The following is a 17,243-nucleotide window of genomic DNA, read 5'->3' on the forward strand; positions in this document are numbered from 1 at the left end:
TTCTCCTTTTGCAGCCCCGGCTTGGTTTTCACGGCGGGTACTGAGGTATTGTTGTGATATTCACGGAATCAGCCAGTTCGACAGCCTTGCATGGGCGGCAGCCGAGGCAGAAAATTCAATAGCTGAAACGTTTAATCTGACCAAGCGGCCACGTTACTCGATAATCTTCCGGGGAAAAAGCCCCATCCTGTCGGACAATTGCGACAATGGTCGCCTGCGCGTAGCGGCCAACCCGGGTCAAACTACCCGGTCCTGGTTTCCTAACCAGGCCCGGTAATAACAAGGAATATTCGGTGAAACTCAGCGATATCGCCCGTCTGGCCGGTGTGTCAGTGACCACTGCCAGTTATGTCATCAATGGCAAGGCCGAACAGCAGCGCATCAGCAGCAGCACTGTCGAGCGGGTACGCGCGGTGGTCGAAGCCCATGGCTTCACCCCCAACCCGCAGGCCGCCGGCTTGCGCAGCCGGCACACCCGCACCCTGGGTTTCATTCTCCCGGATCTGGAGAACCCCAGCTATGCCCGTATCGCCAAACAGCTCGAGCAAGGCGCCCGCGCCCGTGGCTATCAGCTGCTGATCGCCAGCAGCGACGACCAGCCCGACAGCGAGCGCCAGTTGCAGCAGCTGTTCCGCGCCCGCCGTTGCGATGCCCTGTTCGTCGCCAGCTGCCTGCCGCCGGAGGACGACAGCTACCGCGAACTGCAGGACAAGGGCCTGCCGGTTATCGCCATCGACCGGCGCATGGACCCGGCACACTTCTGCTCGGTGATCAGCGACGACCGCGATGCCAGCCGCCAGCTGGCCGACAGCTTGCTGGCCACCGCGCCCGGCAGCATCGCGCTGATCGGTGCACGCCCGGAGCTGTCGGTCAGCCAGGCCCGTGCGGGCGGCTTCGACGAAGCCATGCAGGGTTTCGACGGCGTGGTCCGCCGCTATCAGGGCGAGGCGTTCAGCCGTGAATGCGGCCAGCGCCTGATGCAGCAACTGATCGATGAACAAGGCGGCCTGCCGGATGCCCTGGTGACCACCTCCTACGTGCTGCTGCAAGGTGTGTTCGATACCTTGCAGGCGCGCCCGGCCGACTCGCGTCAGCTGCAACTGGGCACCTTCGGTGACAACCAGTTGCTCGACTTCCTGCCGTTGCCGGTCAACGCCATGGCTCAGCAGCATGGCCTGATCGCTGCCACCGCGCTGGAACTGGCCCTGGCCGCGATCGAGGAAAAGCGCTACGAACCCGGCGTGCATGCCATTGGCCGCACCTTCAAGCAACGCATCGGCGCGGCCTGATCATGCGCCTGATCGACACCCACACCCACCTGGATTTCCCCGACTTCGACGCCGACCGCTCGCGCCTGCTGGCCAGCGCGGCGGCGCGGGGCGTGGAGCGCATGGTGGTGCTGGGGGTGTATCAGGCGAATTTTCAACGGGTGTGGGACCTGGCCTGCGCCGAAGGCAACGTACAGGCGGCGCTGGGGCTGCACCCGATCTACCTTGAGCAGCACCGCCCAGAGCACCTGACGCAGCTGCGCGAATGGCTGGAGCGCCTGCATGGCGACCCACGGCTGTGCGCCGTCGGCGAGTTCGGCCTGGACTACTACCTCGAAGCGCTGGACAAAGCGCGCCAGCAGGCGCTGTTCGAAGCACAGCTGCAGATGGCCTGTGACTTCGAGCTGCCTGCGCTGTTGCATGTACGCCGCAGCCACGCCCAGGTGATTGCTACGCTCAAGCGCTACAAGCCGGCGCGGGCGGGGGTGATCCATGCCTTTGCCGGCAGTTACGAAGAGGCGCAGGAATACATCAGGCTGGGCTTCCGGCTGGGTTTGGGGGGCGCAGCGACCTGGCCGCAGGCGCTACGCCTGCGCAAGACCCTGCCGCGCCTGCCGCTGGAAAGCATCGTGCTGGAGACCGACTCGCCGGACATGGCGCCGGCGATGTTTGCCGGCCAGCGCAACAGCCCTGAGCACCTGCCGGAGATCGCCCAGGCGCTGGCCGAGGTGATGGGCATCGAGGCTGAAGTGTTGGCTGAAGCCAGCAGCCGCAATGCCTGTGAGCTTTTTGGCTGGTAGTGCCGGCCCTTTCGCGGGTAAACCCGCAGGGATAGCACCCCATTCAAGGCCTGTGCTGTACCTGTGGGAGCGGGCGTGCCCGCGAAAGGGCCGGCACAGGTAAACCTCAGACCCTGAACGCCCCGATCAACCGCTTCAACTCCTCCACCTGCGTCGACAGCACCCGGCTGGCATCCTCCGCCTGGCAGGCCCCATGAGTTGTATCCTGCGCCGCCCGGTTAATCGCCACGATGTTGCGGTCGATATCATGTGCCACCGCCGTCTGCTGCTCCACCGCTGCAGCAATCTGCTGGTTCTGCTCGACGATCCCACCCACTGCTCCCAGGATGTTGCCCAGCGCCTGCTGCACCTGGCGCGCTTCATCGACTGTGCCCGCCGCCATCTGATGGCTGCTACCCATAGCCCGTACCGCCGTCTCCACACCGTCGCGCAGGCGCTGGATCATCTGCGCGATCTGCGCGGTGGAATCCTGGGTACGCCGCGCCAGGGTACGCACTTCATCGGCCACCACGGCAAACCCACGCCCCTGCTCACCGGCCCGGGCTGCTTCGATGGCGGCATTCAGGGCCAGTAGATTGGTCTGCTCGGCAATGCTGCGAATCACTTCCAGCACCTGGCCGATGGCCTGGCTGTCATCGGCCAACCGATTGATCGCCAGTACGGTCTGGTCGATTTCCTCGGCGAGGCGGCCGATGCTGGCTTGCTGGCTGTGCACGAGGCTACGGCCATTGGCGCTTTCCAGGTTGACCTGCTGTGCGCCGTTCGCAGCCAGCGCGGCACTGCGCGCCACCTCCTGCGCAGTGGCGCTCATCTGGTTCATCGCCGTGGCCACCTGTTCTATCTGCTCACGCTGGCCACTGACCGCCTGATTGCTCCGCGCCGAAACCGCCAGCACCTGCCCGGCCTGCTCTTCGACCGCCATCACGGTGCGCCCGACCTGGTCGATCAGGCCGCGGATACGGCGCACGGTCTCGCTGAAGCCCTGGCCCAGCTCGCCCAGCTCATCGCGGCTGTCGGCCTGGAAGCTGACAGTCATGTCGCCCGCTGCCACCTTGTCCATGGCACCGCCCAGCCGCCGCAATGTGGCCCGGGTCGACACATAGAAGCCGCCATACAGGTACAGGATCAGCACGAACACACTGGCCAGCACCGCGCCCAATGCAAGCATGCGCAAGCGCTGCTCTGCCAGGCGCGCTTGCAGCTGCCCTTGCAAGTGCGCAAGCACGGCGTCATTCAGCCTGTAGGTCTGTGCAATCAGTTCGCCGACCTGTTCGTAGAACAGCGGCCAGGGCGCATCGAGGGTTTCCGCCACCAACACTCGCTCTTCGAACAACGACGCAGCCTGCCTGACCGTCGCCTGGCTGGTTTGCGCGGCCTGTGCCAGGCCGGCCTCGGCGCCAGCGTCGGTGGCGAGGGCGTCGTCCAGCCGCAGGCTATAGTCGGCCGCCAGGCGATCGAGGCGTTGCACGAGGTCTTCGAAACGGGCACTGCCAGAGGAGTCGATGAACCCCCTCCCCAACGCGACGGCGCCCATGGCCCGCCCTTCCCCGAGGGCTTGGGTAACCTGCGCCGTGGTCACCCCTAGCAGTTCGCTCAGCTGGCGTACCGGCGCCTGTCTGTCCTGGCTCAGGCCGGCCTGGCTCACCACCTGCTTGCTCAGCATCTGGGCTTGGGCCAGCAGCTTGTCGAACAGTGCGGCCTTGTTCTGCAGCGACGATTCTGCCCGTGCACTGGCAAATGCCCCTGCCAGTTCTTCGAGCTTGCCTTGCGGTACCGCCTCATCCCCTTGCAACGTGTGCAACTGCGCCTGGACCTTGTCCTGCAACGCCGCGATACGCGCTTCCAAGTCCCCGGCCTGGCCTGACTGGCCAAGCACGGCATTGATCTGCAACAGATTGCCCAGCGCTTCCAGGTCGGCGCGCAGGTTCAGGCTGTCCGCCAGCGGGGCGATGCCTTGCAACTCGGCACGGGTAGCCTGGAACTGCTGGTAGGCATCGCGCACCAGATAAAAACTGGTGGCCAGCATGGGCAGGAAGAACAGGGCGCTGATGAGGCTGAACTTCTGGCCAAAGCTCAGCCTGTTCATCACTGCGATGGCCGGGTAGAGCAGACGCTTCACGGGGCACCTCCATGGATTCTTGTTGTTCTGCAGAGATAGCACTAGGCCACTTGTATACCGCAGAACGAATCGGAGGTTTGTAACTTAAGGTTAACCAGCCCGTCCCTACACCAACCGCGCCCGGTCAGACCAGCACCGTCCACAGGGCAAACCCTGCATACCACAACACCGCACAGCGCAGCAGCAGTTCCCACAGGCTGTCCAGCCGCCCGAGGCCGCGTTGGGGGTCTTCTTCTTCGGGGATGTCATCGGCAATGCGCCCGACTCTTGCCACCAGGTGCCCGGCACTGATGTGCCAGTTGAGCAGCTCGTGCAGCATTACCCGCATCACCGCAACGAAATTGCCGACCAGTGCGAAGCTCAGGGCGAGCACACGCACCGGCAGCCAGTCCATGACATGCCGCAGCTGCTCAGCACGCGCCTTGAGCGCAGGCTGACGGCTATGCTCGCCCGTCAGCGCCAGCAGGCGATAGGCCAGCGCCGCGCCTGGCCCGAGCACGAAATACCAGAAGATCACCGCGAAGAAGCTCTGGTAGGCCTGCCACAACAGGTAACCCTGCACGCGTACCAGCAGGCTATGGGGCTCGTCGGCCGCCAGGCCCAGGTCGCGTTCGGCCACATGCAGCGCGGCCTGGTCGTCGCCACGCCGCCAGGCATCGCGAAATGGCCCGAGCGCACGCTTGGCATCGCCGCGTCCCAGGCTGTAGATCAGTACCAGCAAGTGCAACGGCAACGCCAGCAGGCCATAGGCCACCGGCTCCAGCACGTGCAGCAACAGCACCAGCAGGGCGACCGGTGCCAGCACCAGGATCGCCAGCGTCCACCAGGGGTGGACCTTGCCACTGCGCTCGAGTCGCACCAGTTCGCCAAGGAAAAAGCCATCTCGTTGCACCTGATGGCGCAGCGCGGAAAACTTCTCCACCCACAGCGCCAATAACAGCACCAGAAAACTCATGCGTTGTCCTCGTTGTCCTTCACGGCCTTGCGGTAGCGCGCCCAGTCGAAGGCCGGGCCGGGGTCGGTCTTGCGCACCGGGGCAATGTCGCTGTGGCCCTGGATGCGCTCAAGGCTGATTACCGGCCAGGCGGCCTGGATCTGCCGGGTCAGCTGCTCCAGCACGGCGTACTGGGCATCGGTGTAGGGCAGATCGTCGGTGCCTTCGAGCTCGATACCGATGGAAAAATCGTTGCAACCCTCGCGCCCGTCGAAACACGACACGCCGGCATGCCACGCACGGTCGAGCAACGACACGAATTGGGTCACCGCACCGTTGCGCTCGACGAACAGGTGCGCCGAAACGGTCAGGTGGCTGATGCTGGCAAAGTAGGGGTGTTCGTTCGGGTCAAGGCGGTTCAGGAAGAACTGCTGGACCTTACCGCTGCCGAAGCAGGCCGGCGGCAGGCTGATGTTGTGGATCACCAGCAGGGATATCGCTTCGCCCTCCGGGCGGGCGTTGAAGTTCGGCGAAGGGCAGTGGGCGATTTCACCTTCGTCGAACCAGCCAGTGGCACGGTTCAATTGCATGGGGCAAATCCTGAAAAGTACCGGTACAGAGCTGCAGTATGCCTTGCGTGCGGGCCGCTGTGCAGGTGAATGATTGTAATGCCGCCGGTTCAGTGAACCTGCTGCTGGCGCAGCCCTTCGAGCACGGTTTCCAGTGCCCGCTCGAACAGCAGGCCATCATCCAGCAGCCGTGCCGCGCCGCGCCGCAGGGCCTGCGCCAGGCCGGCCGAGTTCCATTCGCGCACCTTCATCCCGGTACGGTTGGCGAAGACCAGCCGGTCGCTGCTGTCGATGCGCGCCACCAGCTTGCAGCGCAGCGGCTCGTCGTCATCGAGCATTTCTACCCAGGTGCCGATCCGCAGGCGCTGGACCTGGCGCAGCTCCGCCCCTTGCTCATCGCGTTGAAGGAGCGGTGCGCAGGCGGACTCTTCGGCGATGGCCAACACGATGTCCTCGGCGACCAGGACTTCGGCCAGTTCATCGCTGCCATCTGGCCGTTCGGCGCCCTCGCACGCACGCAAGTGCAACTGCTCAAGCTGCTGGAAGAACCCGCGCGTGGCCGCCGAGTCCAGCGCCACGTTGGCCAGGCCGTCACGCAGGGCCTTGAGCAAGCCTGGCACTTGTTGCAACAACGCCTGTGGCTGCTGATGCGGGGCAATGCTGGCGAGCAAGGTATCCATGGTCGCCAGCGCCTGCTGCCAGGCCTGGGACGCCTCGCCCTGCTTGAGCCAGGCCATCAGCAACACCTGGCTCCAGGCCTGGACCAGCATGTTTACCACCCCCTGCGGCAGGGTGCGCCCGCGCAGACGCAGGTTGAGCGCCTGCTGCACCTGCTGACGGGCCTGCAAGGCACGGGCGCGCCCTTCTTCGGCATCACGCGTACGCTGCTCGAGCAGTTCGTTGCGCCGGCGCTCGTCATGGCTGAAGGCCAGAAAGTCCTCCAGCAGTTCGTCAAACAGTGCGGTGTCTTCAGTGAAGTCATTGAGCAGGCGCTGGACGATGCGCTCCACACGCAGATGCAGGCTGTCGCGCAGGCCCTCGCTGCCGGTCTCCCAGCCAATCGCGGCAGCAGCGATCTCGTTGAGCAGGCGCCGCACCGGATGGCTGGCACGGCTGAACAGGCTGTTGTCCAGCAGCGCCACCTTGAGCAGCGGAATATGCAGGCGAACGATCAGTGCGCGCAGGCTCTGCGGCAGGTTGCGGTCGGCTGCGATGCAGGTGAACAGCAGGCCGACCAGGTTGATCATGTCCTCGTCGGCGCATGCGATGTGCCGCCGGGTACCGCTGCGCACGCTGACTCGCAGCAGCAGTTGTTCAAGCTGCTGCTCAAGGTCGAAGTCGTCATCGTCGACGGTGGCCGGCACGTAGTGCTGCAGGTGCGAAAGCAGGCGCAGCAGGTCGGCAGTGCTGATCGGCTGGGCGCTGGCGACAGCTTGCAGGCGCGGGGCGATGCGGCCTCGGCACGGTGCCAGCAAGCCTTCCAGCGATTGCATGAATGCATGCCCGGCGCTGTCCGCACCGATGGCATCAGGTTCGAGGCTGACCGATACGCGCCGCGAACCCAGCCGGTGGTCCTCGGCGCGCCGACGCGGCGCCGGCTGCAGCTCGGGCATCACGCCCGCAGCGGCCAGCAACTGATTGGCCTCGGCATAAAGCACGTCGATGTCACGCAGCACGTAGCGCTCGAACAGCTTCAGCAGGATCAGTTTGACCCGCAGGCCCACCCCCAGGTTGCGCCCGGCATCGAGGAAGTAACCACACAGCGCAGCAGGCCCGAACGGGTTCTGCTGCTCGTCGAAGCTGCGTGCCAGCAGGCGCTGGAGGCGCATACCCAGTTGCTCGAGGGCGAAGCCATCACGCGACAGCACCCGCGCGACCATGCCGTCGACGGCGACGGTACGCTCCATGTGCACCTTGTTGTTCGCACCCTGCTGCCCCAGCGGGTCGAACTGGCCGATGCGGGCGAAGGTGTCGTAGAAAATATCGAGAAAGCCGCGTTCGATGCTCTTGCGCTTCAGGCGCAGGTCACGCATGGCCTCGAAGTACAGGTTCTGATCGAAGCGGTCGGCCGCCCGGTCGGCCATTTCGAAAAGCGTGTCGTCTGCATTGTCGAACAGCGCTTGCAGCGCCTGGCGCAGTTGCAAGGCTGCCTTGTCACGTACCTGCAGGAGCAGCACTGGAAGGCATGGCAAAGGCGTGCGTGAGCCACGATCGAGGGCAGCTGCCAGGGGCACCACCTTGCCTTCTTTATACATCCCGGACTCCTTGAGGGGGTGACCTGTACGACAGGGCGAGCAATCGTCAAAGCTATGACGCCAAATGTTGGGCGCTATTATCGGTAAAAATGCCGACCGCTGCCAGCACTCTTCTGCGTGCCGGGAAGTGACTCTGTTTTCAGGAAAATGCTCATTTGACCTGACCAATGGTCGCCTGCGCGGCAGCGGTACACGGCGCCGCTCCCCTGCCCTATAATCGCCGGCATCTTGCTAGTGGAGCCGACCATGCCGAACCTACGCCTTGCCGACCTGACCGCCGAGATCGAAGCCAATGTGCGCCGTGCGCTGCTGGAGGACATCGGCAGCGGCGACATCACCGCGCAACTGATCCCGGCCGAGCGCCTGGCCAAGGCCACCATCATTACCCGCGAAGACTGCGTGATCGCCGGCACCGCCTGGGTCGATGCCGTGTTCCGTCAGCTCGACCCGCGCGTGGCCGTGCATTGGCAGGTGGTCGATGGCGAGCGCGCGACCGCCAATCAGCCGTTGTTCCACCTCGAAGGCCCGGCGCGTTCGCTGCTCAGCGGTGAGCGCAGCGCGCTGAACTTTCTGCAACTGCTGTCGGGGGTGGCTACCCGTGCTCGCTTCCTGGCCGACCTGGTCGAAGGCACCCAGGTGCAGCTGCTCGACACCCGCAAGACCCTGCCGGGCCTGCGCCTGGCGCAGAAGTACGCCGTCACCTGCGGCGGCTGCCACAATCACCGCATCGGCCTTTATGACGCCTTCCTGATCAAGGAAAACCACATCGCCGCCAGCGGTGGCGTGGCCGAGGCAGTGGCGGCGGCGCACCGCATCGCCCCCGGCAAACCGGTGGAAATCGAAGTGGAAAGCCTGGATGAGCTGCGCCAGGCGCTGAATGCAGGCGCGGACATCATCATGCTCGACGAGCTGACCCTGGATGAAATGCGCGAAGCGGTGCATATCACCGCGGGCAAGGCCAAGCTGGAAGCCAGCGGCGGGGTCAATGAAACCACCCTGCGGGTCATTGCCGAAACCGGCGTCGACTACATCTCGATTGGCGCCATGACCAAGGATGTGAAGGCGGTTGACCTGTCGATGCGGCTGAGCCTGTGAGCAAATTGCAGGCATGAAAAAACCGGCCGGATGGCCGGTTTTTTTATTGCCTGAATCAGAACGAGGCGTTGGCCAGGCCGTCCAGGTAACGCTCGACGTCCAATGCCGCCATGCAGCCGGCGCCGGCCGAGGTGATGGCCTGACGGTAAACGTGGTCAGCCACGTCGCCGGCAGCGAACACGCCCTCGACATTGGTGGCGGTGGCGTTGCCCTCACGGCCGCCGGCAACCACCAGGTAGCCGTCCTTGAGGGTCAGCTGGCCTTCGAACAGCGAGGTGTTCGGGGTGTGGCCAATGGCAATGAACACGCCGTCGACCTTGATTTCGTCGCTGCTGCCGTCATTGTTCTTCAGGCGCGCACCGGTCACGCCCATGTTGTCACCCAGCACTTCGTCCAGGGTGGCGTTGAGCTTGAGCTCGATCTTGCCTTCGGCAACGCGGGCGTTGAGCTTGTCGACCAGGATCTTCTCGGCGCGGAAGGTTTCGCGGCGGTGTACCAGGGTCACCTTGCTGGCGATATTGGCCAGGTAGAGCGCTTCTTCCACGGCAGTGTTGCCGCCACCGACCACGGCGACCGGCTTGTTGCGGTAGAAGAAACCGTCACAGGTGGCGCAGGCGGAAACGCCCTTGCCCATGAACGCTTCTTCCGATGGCAGGCCCAGGTAGCGGGCGCTGGCACCGGTGGCGATGATCAGCGCGTCGCAGGTGTACTTGCCGCTGTCACCCTGCAGGGTGAACGGCTTGTTGGCCAGGTCGACGGCATTGATGTGGTCGAAGACGATCTCGGTCTCGAAACGCTCGGCGTGCTCCTGCATGCGTTGCATCAGGGCTGGGCCGGTCAGGCCGTGGGGGTCGCCCGGCCAGTTGTCGACTTCGGTGGTGGTGGTCAGCTGCCCACCCGCCTGCATGCCGGTGATCAGCAGTGGCTTGAGGTTGGCGCGGGCGGCGTAGACCGCGGCGCTGTAACCGGCAGGGCCGGAACCGAGGATGATGACGCGCGAATGACGTACTTCAGACATGTCGAACTCCTGTCGAGCGGGCCGCAGGGGCCGCCAGCTGGAAATTAAAAGGACCCACGCAGCACTTGGGGAAGGCTACAACGCGCAGGTCCAGAAAGCGGAAAGTTGAGCGCACTGTAGCGAGGTGGCAGAGATTAAGGAAATATCCTTCGACAATCCACCTCATAGGCATCCTCTATCTGCGATTTTCACTTGGGCAAGCGGCCCTCGCACATTTGTTACAGCCAGTTTCTTCATGCCCGCCTGCCTTTCGTCGGCGCGGCAAACTCGGTAAGGTCAGCGCGTTTTCCCTTCTCTGCGGAGTATCCCGATGCAAGCCCCTGTCCTCTCCGGCCCCCAGTACCTGCGCGAAGGCCTGAAACTGGTGCTGAGCCCCAACCTGCGGATGTTCGTGCTGCTGCCACTGGCGATCAACCTGTTGCTGTTCGGCGGCCTGATCTACTTCGCCGGCCACGAGTTCAGCCTGTGGCTCGACGCATTGATGCCGACCCTGCCCAGCTGGCTAAGCTTCCTTTCCTACATTCTTTGGCCCCTGTTCGTCGCCTTGCTGGTGCTGATGGTGTTCTTCACCTTCACCCTGGTGGCCAATATCATTGCCGCGCCGTTCAATGGCTTTCTGGCGGAAAAGGTCGAAGTGGTCGTGCGTGGCCAGGACCCGTTCCCGGCGTTCAGCTGGGGCGAGCTGATGGCCATGGTGCCGCGTACCTTTGGCCGCGAGATGCGCAAGCTTGGCTACTTCCTGCCGCGGGCCATCGGCCTGTTCATCCTGTCGCTGATTCCGGTGGTCAACGTGGTTGCCGCGCCGCTGTGGCTGGTCTTTGGTGTGTGGATGATGGCTATCCAGTACATCGACTACCCGGCGGACAACAACAAGATGAGCTGGCAGGACATGCTGGCGTGGTTGCGGCAGAAGCGCTGGCAGTCGATGGGGTTTGGCGGCATTACCTACCTGGCCTTGCTCATTCCGGGCGTGAACGTGCTGATGATGCCGGCGGCGGTGGCGGGGGCTACGTTGTTCTGGGTAAGGGAGCGGAGCTGATTGAGCGAGGGGCTGCGGGGCAGCCCCTTTTCGAAGCGTATTCTTTTAGAAATCGGAGAAACTGTAGGGTTTTAGAGGTGACAACTGAGTGAGCAGTATCAAGTGCTCCACTACGCTTACCTTTCGTAAATTTTCAAGCTTGCTTAACCCACCAAACGCTAGCGCCGGAACAAATCCTTACATCTCAAATGCCACAGTAAAGACAAGCCTCCTAACAGTCTGAATAGTCAAATGGCTTGAGCTCGGTAATTTGCGAGAGAAACATCAAATGCTCGACAATCTTCAGCTTCTCCATGTGTTCAAGATCGTCGAGCCCTCCGAGCATGAATGCAGGGGTGAAACCGTACATTTCATCTGGACCGAGCAGGCCAAATTTCTTTAGTGCGGGTTTGAACAAATCACCATAGTCGTTCGTGCCTACCCGCTTGGATACCATGAACGCTTGAACGCCCTTGTCCATTTTATCCCCAATATAAATGGATTTGTGAACACTACAGCGCGAAAGAATGCTGGTAATCTTGAGTGATGCGCCTGTTTTCTCTCCCCATAGATAGAGATCCCCAAAGGCACTTCTAGCGATTACGTGATAACTATCCATTTTTTCAAATTCTGTATTCTCCAGCCAAGAGGCTACTACTCCATCATACTCTTGCGGGTTGACCATCCAGAAAATCCCAGAACCATAGCCACACCACCCATGCTCGGACCAATATTCCAGCAACTGATCAGGCAGTAATCCGCGATAGCGCTGAATGCTCGAAACTGGCACCTCCCTGCGTTCGATGGGAGCACCAAATTCTTCTAAAAAAATCGAAAACGCCTCATCCATCACCAACCTCCTAGCACTTATGAAGTTTGACATTCATGACAGTTTTATTCCTCGATGACTCCGGAACTGCTGCTGCCGCATTCTTCATGTGGTCAATCTTAGTACTCCATTGCGGCCCAATACTTGAGTTGACCTGGCGATCTCCAAAATCTGAAATGACGTCCCTGCCCCCAGCGATAAGATCCGGGTTGTGCAGGGCTGCAAGGCTTGCCATGGTTTCCTTTGCCCTTTTTGAGGCCTCTATTTTTGCGGCCCTGAAACCCATTGACTCCTGCAATTCCTGTTCTAGTCGCTGGGTTAAACCTTCTTCGAATTCCTTACGCGCTCGCCTGGCCGCGCTAGGGCTTCGTTTTATGGGGTTGGCGACGTGCTCCAGGAACTCCTCAACTGTCAGCCGATTGAGTCCATCTTGCTGCCCCTTCAACTGCCTCTCAAACTCGCCATGTTTCGAAACTGGCAAGTTATCTGCCTTGAAACACGCCACCGTATGCAACGGCATGCTACCCGGCTTGCCCGTGGATGGCTCCTTGTCTTTCCCCGCCGGCCGGTTCGGCTGCGCAGGCTGTGGCTCACCCGCCGCGCCTTTGCGCCGCTCCGGCACCTGCAGGTCCGGCCGTTTCTTCAGGGCCTCTTCATGCTTGAGCATCCATTGCCCGATCCGTGCGCCTTTCTTGCTGGCGGCCATCTCGTGGGCAAGCACACCTGCATTGCCGCCCCCACGGGTGAGGTAGGACACCATGGCGCCCAACAGCAGCATGACCACTTCCACATGCCCGGTGGCGATGAAATGCGCTGCCTAGTCGATGGCGAACGGGTTGTCCTGGCTGAACGCGTTCAGCCCTTCCTCACCGCGTGTGCCTTCCCAGGCGATGCCGATGCCGTCCAGATAGTACTCGCCGATACGCGGCAGGCCTTCTACGAAGAACTCGGCGATGGAGGCGATGCCCAGCGCGCCGAGGATCCAGCCGCTGACCTTGAGGGCGCTGCCGGCGACGATCATCGCCATCTGCTCGGCGACGGCGAGCAGGTCGTTGAGGATGCTTTGGATCTCGAGGTCGGCGAAGCGCTGGAGCAGCAACCCGCCCGCTACCCATTCAGCTTTGTGGAACGCGCGCCGCACGCTGTCCACGCGGCGCAGGTTGAGGGCCAGTGACGGTACTTCTTCGTTGAGGTAAGTACGAAAATGGCCACCTCCCTGATAGCCCATTTCATCGGTGATGCGTGTCTCGATATCGCGCCAGGTGGGCACGATGTGCCAGAGCAGCATGAGGCGTCTCCCTGCCAGTTTTGTGCAGGGGAAATCACATCATGAAGCTGGGTGGGAAATTCCTGAGACGGTTGTAGGAAATGTCTATTTCGTAGCTGGTGGGGTGAATGGAGATCGGGTTGGTGCGGCGCTGAGTAGGGCTGGAGGGATTTGTCGGCATTGAGACCGAGCGCCGCCCGCGCGGCGCTCGGTCTCACAGGCGCTGAAAAACCTCAAGGCGAGCCCCCAGCCCCAATCAATGACTCAACTGACTGGAAAACTGCCCCACCGCATCCACCACCTTCTTCGCCCCATCTTGAATCTCGACGATCACCCCACCGGTATCCGCCGCCAGCGCCAGCCCCTGTTCGGCCTGGCGCTTGCTGGTATCGATGATGTCCACCGCCGCCTGAGCCAGTTGCTCGTTCTGCTGCACCACCTTGGCAATCTCTTCGGTGGCGCTGCTGGTACGCGAGGCCAGCTGCCGCACTTCGTCGGCGACCACGGCGAAGCCACGGCCCTGCTCGCCGGCGCGGGCGGCCTCGATGGCAGCATTGAGCGCCAACAGGTTGGTCTGCCCGGCGATGTCGCTGATGGTCTTGATGATCGCGCCAATCACCTTCGACTGCTTGTCCAGTGCCTGGATGCCCTCGGCAGCGTCCTGCATGGAACCCTCCAGCCCACGCATCACCTCCACAGTCTGGGTCACCACTTCAGTCGCCTTGCGGGCGCTGCTGTCGGTTTCCAGCGAGGTGTTGTAGGCGATGTCGGCGGCCTGCGCGACAGCCTTCTCCTGGTTGACCTGGTCGGTGATCACCGTGGCGAACTTGACCACCTTGTACAGCACGTCCTGGGCATCGAATATCGGGTTGTAGGAAGCTTCCAGCCAGATCGTGCGGCCGTGGGCGTCGATCCGCTTGAAACGGTCTGCCACGTATTCGCCCCGGCGCAGTTTGTCCCAGAATGCCTGATAACCCGCCGAGCTGGCTTCCTCCGGCTCGCAGAACAGGCGGTGATGCTTGCCGCGTACCTGTTCCAGGCTGTATCCCACTGTCTGCAGGAAACGGTCATTGGCCGTAAGTACCTCGCCATTGAGGTTGAATTCGATCACGGCAGTGGAGCGCATCAGCGCTTTGATCAGGCTCTCGTGCTCACGAGACGTTTCGATGGTACGGGTCAGGTCGCTGGAATGCATGGAGAAGTGGCTGATACGTCCGTCCGCAGTCTTCACCGGCTGCAGGATGGAACGCAGCCACGCCTCTTTGCCATTGCCGCGCAGCAGGCGGAACGCGCCATTGAGGTGCTCGCCACGGCTGATGGCGGTTTTCATGCGCTGGTAAAAATCGAGTTTCTTCACGTGCGCCGGCACGATGTCTTCGATGTTGCGGCCGATCAGTTGCTCGGCACGGTAGAGCATCTCGCTCTCGAAGTTGCCGTTGACCTGCTCGATGCGGCCCTTGGGGTCGAGCTGCAGCACCAGCATCTCGCTGTCGAGGCTGTTCTTGACCTGCTCGATCGCTATCAGCTCTTCGCGCAGTTGCTGAATTTCTTTCTTGAGCTTGCTGTTGAACATCACCGCTCCCCAAGCGCCACGCGCCGAATTTGATGCATCTTCATCGGCTGCAACGCGCGCCGCTTGAGCACCTTGAAAAGAAAAGTTCATAGAGTTCCAGCTACCGAAAATCAGGCGTCACCTGCACGTCACAAAGCTGTCATGTGAGCGCAACGCAGCAGGTGGAAACTTTTTGTCATGAATACACCTGCCCTACGCATCTCACTTGTCAGCGAAACCTTCCCGCCCGAAATAAACGGTGTGGCCAATACCCTTGGCCGCCTCAGCGAAGGTTTGCGAGAGCGTGGCCATCAGGTGGAAATCGTGCGCCCACGGCAAGCCAATGAGGCACCGGCGGGTGACGACCAAGGCCTGTTGCTCTGCCGTGGCTGGGCACTGCCCGGTTACCCTGGCCTGCAGTGGGGCGAGGTGTCGATGCACAAGCTGCTGCGCCGCTGGCGCAGGCAGCGCCCTGACGTGCTGTATATCGCGACCGAAGGGCCATTGGGCCTCAGTGCCCTGCGCGCAGCACGGCGCCTGGGGGTGGCCGTGGTCAGCGGTTTCCACACCAACTTCCCGCAATACTCCGGCCAGTACGGCCTCGGCCTGCTGGCGCGGCTGCTCACCCATTACCTGCGTTGGTTCCATCGGCGCACTGCCGCCACCCTGGTCCCCAGCGTCAGCCAGCGCCTGGAGCTGGAACGCCGCGGCTTCGAGCGCCTGGCCCTGATGGCCCGGGGCGTCGATGCAGGCCTGTTCAACCCTGCCCGGCGCAGCCAGGCCTTACGCGAGGCCTGGGGGCTTGGCCCAGACGACATCGCCGTGCTGCACGTCGGGCGCCTGGCGGCGGAAAAGAACCTGGCGCTGTTGCAACCGTCCATGCAGGCCTTGCAGAAAACTTATCCACAGCGGCGCCTGCGCCTGGTCGTGGTGGGGGATGGCCCTCAGCGAGCGGCCCTTGAACAGCAGATGCCGGATGCGCTGTTCTGCGGCGCTCAGCGCGGCGAAGCGCTGGCCGAACACTACGCCAGCGGCGACCTGTTCCTGTTCCCGAGCCTTACCGAAACCTTCGGCAACGTGGTGCTCGAGGCCATGGCCTCGGGGCTGGCCGTGGTCGCCTATGACGAAGCTGCCGCAGCCCAGCATATCCGCCATGGCCACAGCGGCGCGTTAGCGATGCCCGGTGACCAGTGCGCGTTCATCGATGCCGCCTGCTGGCTGCTGGAAGAAAGCGAGACCCTGCGCCGGGTTCGCCTGAACGCCCGCCAGCATGCCAGCCGCCAAGGCTGGCCGGCGATCGTCGAACAGTTCGAGTCGCACCTGTTCAACGCCTGCTACACGGCACCTGCCAGCACCCGGCCGGCAGGCTCCGCACTGGCGATCAAGCCAGGGTCGTCAACGCCTCGCGGCTGAACGGCAGCACGTCCGCCTCACGCCCTTCGCGCACCTTCTGCGCCCATTCGGCATCCACCAGCAATGCGCGGCCAACCGCTACCAGGTCGAATTCTTCATCGCCGAGGCGTCGCAGCAGACCTTCGAGGCTGGCGGGCTTGGCGACCTTGTCGGTGGCGACCATGAACTGCAGGAATTCGCCATCAAGACCCACGCTGCCGACGGTGATGCTCGGTTTGCCGGTGAGGGTTCGAGTCCAGCCGGCCAGGTTCAGCTCGGAACCTTCGAACTCCGGCTCCCAGAAGCGCCGGGTCGAGCAGTGGAAGATATCCACACCCGCCGTCGATAGCGGCTCGAGGAACGCTGCCAGTGCTTGCGGCGTTTCCACCAGGCGCGCGCTGTAGTCCTGCTGTTTCCATTGCGAGAAGCGGAAGATGATCGGGAAGTCCGGGCCCACAGCGGCGCGTACGGCCTGGATCAGCTCGATGGCAAAGCGCGAACGGCCGGCCAGGTCACCACCATATTCATCGCTGCGACGGTTGCTGGCGTCCCAGAAAAACTGGTCGATCAGATAGCCATGAGCACCATGGATCTCTACGCCATCCATACCGATGGCCTTGGCATCGCGAGCCGCCTGTGCAAAGGCGGCGATCACTTCACGAATATCGTCACGGGTCATGCCATGCACCAGTACCTGGCCGTCCTTGACCTTTTCGCTCGGCCCGTAACCCGGCACGCTGGCGTCCGGCTCGGTACCCAGGCGGCGCACCGTGCCCACATGCCACAGCTGCGGCACAATGCGGCCTCCTTCGGCATGCACCGCGTCGACCACCTGCTTCCAGCCCGCCAACGCATCTGCACCATGGAAGCGCGGCACATTGGCGTAACCATTGGCTGCCTTGTGCCCGACCGTGGTGCCCTCGGTGATGATCAGCCCCACGCCGGCCGCAGCACGCCGGCGGTAATACTCGACCACGCCAGCGTGTGGCACGCCACCTGGGCAGAAGGTACGGGTCATGGGCGCCATGACGACACGGGTCGGCAGCTCGAGCGCGCCGAGGGTGAAAGGCTGGAAAAGGGGGTTGCTGGACATGGGGCGCTTCCGTCTGAGGGAGGAAATGCGCCTG

13 protein-coding genes and 4 pseudogenes are annotated in these 17,243 nt (G+C 62.9%); 5 read left to right on the forward strand and 12 right to left on the reverse strand.

All coding sequences use genetic code 11. The annotated features are described in order from the left end of the window. Positions 1–293: 293 nt before the first annotated feature. Together cra and ACIPW4_RS07575 are read left to right on the forward strand one after the other, a co-directional pair. Positions 294–1,289 carry a catabolite repressor/activator gene (cra, locus tag ACIPW4_RS07570; RefSeq protein WP_400656315.1) on the forward strand — a complete coding sequence of 332 codons (996 nt, stop codon included), beginning with the start codon at positions 294–296 and terminating at the stop codon, positions 1,287–1,289. A gap of 2 nt (positions 1,290–1,291) precedes the next feature. After that, positions 1,292–2,068, forward strand: a complete 777-nt coding sequence (locus ACIPW4_RS07575; protein ID WP_400656317.1) for a TatD family hydrolase — start codon at positions 1,292–1,294, stop codon at positions 2,066–2,068. 106 nt (positions 2,069–2,174) lie between these two features. Here the strand turns inward: ACIPW4_RS07575 and ACIPW4_RS07580 are convergent, their stop codons facing one another. The 5 genes and pseudogenes from ACIPW4_RS07580 to ACIPW4_RS07600 all read right to left on the reverse strand — a co-directional run bounded on the left by ACIPW4_RS07580 (position 2,175) and on the right by ACIPW4_RS07600 (position 7,945). Further along, positions 2,175–2,990, reverse strand: a complete 816-nt coding sequence (locus tag ACIPW4_RS07580) for a methyl-accepting chemotaxis protein (protein WP_400656462.1) — start codon at positions 2,988–2,990, stop codon at positions 2,175–2,177. Between the two features lie 42 nt (positions 2,991–3,032). Then, positions 3,033–4,154 (reverse strand): annotated as a pseudogene (locus tag ACIPW4_RS07585) (HAMP domain-containing protein); the annotation flags it as partial. 157 nt (positions 4,155–4,311) lie between these two features. After that, entirely contained in the window at positions 4,312–5,142 is an 831-nt protein-coding gene (gene ampE / locus ACIPW4_RS07590; protein ID WP_400656319.1) for a regulatory signaling modulator protein AmpE, read from the reverse strand. After that, complete coding sequence (gene ampD, locus ACIPW4_RS07595; RefSeq protein WP_400656321.1) at positions 5,139–5,711, reverse strand: 1,6-anhydro-N-acetylmuramyl-L-alanine amidase AmpD; 573 nt, start codon at positions 5,709–5,711, stop codon at positions 5,139–5,141. The genes ampE and ampD overlap by 4 nt, the downstream gene beginning before the upstream one ends. Positions 5,712–5,800: 89 nt before the next feature. Beyond that, on the reverse strand, positions 5,801–7,945 hold the full coding sequence (locus tag ACIPW4_RS07600) for a DUF1631 domain-containing protein (protein ID WP_400656323.1): 2,145 nt from the start codon (positions 7,943–7,945) through the stop codon (positions 5,801–5,803). A 246-nt stretch (positions 7,946–8,191) separates the two neighbouring features. On the opposite strand from ACIPW4_RS07600, the gene nadC reads away from it, so the two are divergent. Beyond that, complete coding sequence (gene nadC / locus ACIPW4_RS07605; RefSeq protein WP_400656325.1) at positions 8,192–9,040, forward strand: carboxylating nicotinate-nucleotide diphosphorylase; 849 nt, start codon at positions 8,192–8,194, stop codon at positions 9,038–9,040. Positions 9,041–9,095: 55 nt separating this feature from the next. On the opposite strand, the gene trxB is transcribed toward nadC, so the two are convergent. Continuing rightward, on the reverse strand, positions 9,096–10,058 hold the full coding sequence (trxB, locus tag ACIPW4_RS07610) for a thioredoxin-disulfide reductase (protein WP_085673809.1): 963 nt from the start codon (positions 10,056–10,058) through the stop codon (positions 9,096–9,098). A 310-nt stretch (positions 10,059–10,368) separates the two neighbouring features. On the opposite strand from trxB, the gene cysZ reads away from it, so the two are divergent. Continuing rightward, on the forward strand, positions 10,369–11,097 hold the full coding sequence (gene cysZ / locus ACIPW4_RS07615; RefSeq protein WP_400656327.1) for a sulfate transporter CysZ: 729 nt from the start codon (positions 10,369–10,371) through the stop codon (positions 11,095–11,097). Positions 11,098–11,142: 45 nt separating this feature from the next. On the opposite strand, the pseudogene ACIPW4_RS07620 reads toward cysZ, so the two are convergent. The 5 genes and pseudogenes from ACIPW4_RS07620 to ACIPW4_RS07640 all read right to left on the reverse strand — a co-directional run. Further along, positions 11,143–11,262: pseudogene (locus ACIPW4_RS07620) on the reverse strand (T6SS immunity protein Tdi1 domain-containing protein); the annotation flags it as partial. Positions 11,263–11,308: 46 nt separating this feature from the next. Further along, complete coding sequence (locus ACIPW4_RS07625) at positions 11,309–11,926, reverse strand: GAD-like domain-containing protein (RefSeq protein ID WP_400656329.1); 618 nt, start codon at positions 11,924–11,926, stop codon at positions 11,309–11,311. Positions 11,927–11,936: 10 nt separating this feature from the next. Beyond that, positions 11,937–13,193, reverse strand: a pseudogene (locus ACIPW4_RS07630) (DUF6861 domain-containing protein). A 235-nt stretch (positions 13,194–13,428) separates the two neighbouring features. After that, on the reverse strand, positions 13,429–13,860 hold the full coding sequence (locus ACIPW4_RS07635; protein ID WP_400656465.1) for a methyl-accepting chemotaxis protein: 432 nt from the start codon (positions 13,858–13,860) through the stop codon (positions 13,429–13,431). Between the two features lie 108 nt (positions 13,861–13,968). Beyond that, positions 13,969–14,835, reverse strand: a pseudogene (locus ACIPW4_RS07640) (PAS domain-containing protein); the annotation flags it as partial. Between the two features lie 87 nt (positions 14,836–14,922). Here ACIPW4_RS07640 and ACIPW4_RS07645 point away from each other — a divergent pair. After that, a complete protein-coding gene (locus ACIPW4_RS07645) occupies positions 14,923–16,137 on the forward strand; it encodes a glycosyltransferase family 4 protein (protein ID WP_400656331.1) in 1,215 nt (404 codons plus the stop codon). Here the strand turns inward: ACIPW4_RS07645 and ACIPW4_RS07650 are convergent. Continuing rightward, entirely contained in the window at positions 16,106–17,209 is a 1,104-nt protein-coding gene (locus ACIPW4_RS07650) for an NADH:flavin oxidoreductase (protein WP_400656333.1), read from the reverse strand. The genes ACIPW4_RS07645 and ACIPW4_RS07650 overlap by 32 nt on opposite strands. Positions 17,210–17,243: the final 34 nt, after the last annotated feature.

It is taken from the genome of Pseudomonas sp. NPDC089996, from assembly GCF_044748405.1.
Classification (GTDB): domain Bacteria; phylum Pseudomonadota; class Gammaproteobacteria; order Pseudomonadales; family Pseudomonadaceae; genus Aquipseudomonas.

Bases quoted from the DNA above. Each gene is read 5' to 3' on its own strand.
- ACIPW4_RS07645 (WP_400656331.1), top strand. From the start codon at position 14,923: ATGAATACACCTGCCCTACGCATCTCACTTGTCAGCGAAACCTTCCCG.
- ACIPW4_RS07575 (WP_400656317.1), top strand. From the start codon at position 1,292: ATGCGCCTGATCGACACCCACACCCACCTGGATTTCCCCGACTTCGAC.
- ampE (WP_400656319.1), bottom strand. From the start codon at position 5,142: ATGAGTTTTCTGGTGCTGTTATTGGCGCTGTGGGTGGAGAAGTTTTCC.
- ACIPW4_RS07600 (WP_400656323.1), bottom strand. From the start codon at position 7,945: ATGTATAAAGAAGGCAAGGTGGTGCCCCTGGCAGCTGCCCTCGATCGT.
- ACIPW4_RS07635 (WP_400656465.1), bottom strand. From the start codon at position 13,860: ATGCGTGGGCTGGAGGGTTCCATGCAGGACGCTGCCGAGGGCATCCAG.
- cysZ (WP_400656327.1), top strand. From the start codon at position 10,369: ATGCAAGCCCCTGTCCTCTCCGGCCCCCAGTACCTGCGCGAAGGCCTG.
- ACIPW4_RS07625 (WP_400656329.1), bottom strand. From the start codon at position 11,926: ATGGATGAGGCGTTTTCGATTTTTTTAGAAGAATTTGGTGCTCCCATC.
- ampD (WP_400656321.1), bottom strand. From the start codon at position 5,711: ATGCAATTGAACCGTGCCACTGGCTGGTTCGACGAAGGTGAAATCGCC.
- nadC (WP_400656325.1), top strand. From the start codon at position 8,192: ATGCCGAACCTACGCCTTGCCGACCTGACCGCCGAGATCGAAGCCAAT.
- ACIPW4_RS07650 (WP_400656333.1), bottom strand. From the start codon at position 17,209: ATGTCCAGCAACCCCCTTTTCCAGCCTTTCACCCTCGGCGCGCTCGAG.
- trxB (WP_085673809.1), bottom strand. From the start codon at position 10,058: ATGTCTGAAGTACGTCATTCGCGCGTCATCATCCTCGGTTCCGGCCCT.
- ACIPW4_RS07580 (WP_400656462.1), bottom strand. From the start codon at position 2,990: ATGGCGGTCGAAGAGCAGGCCGGGCAGGTGCTGGCGGTTTCGGCGCGG.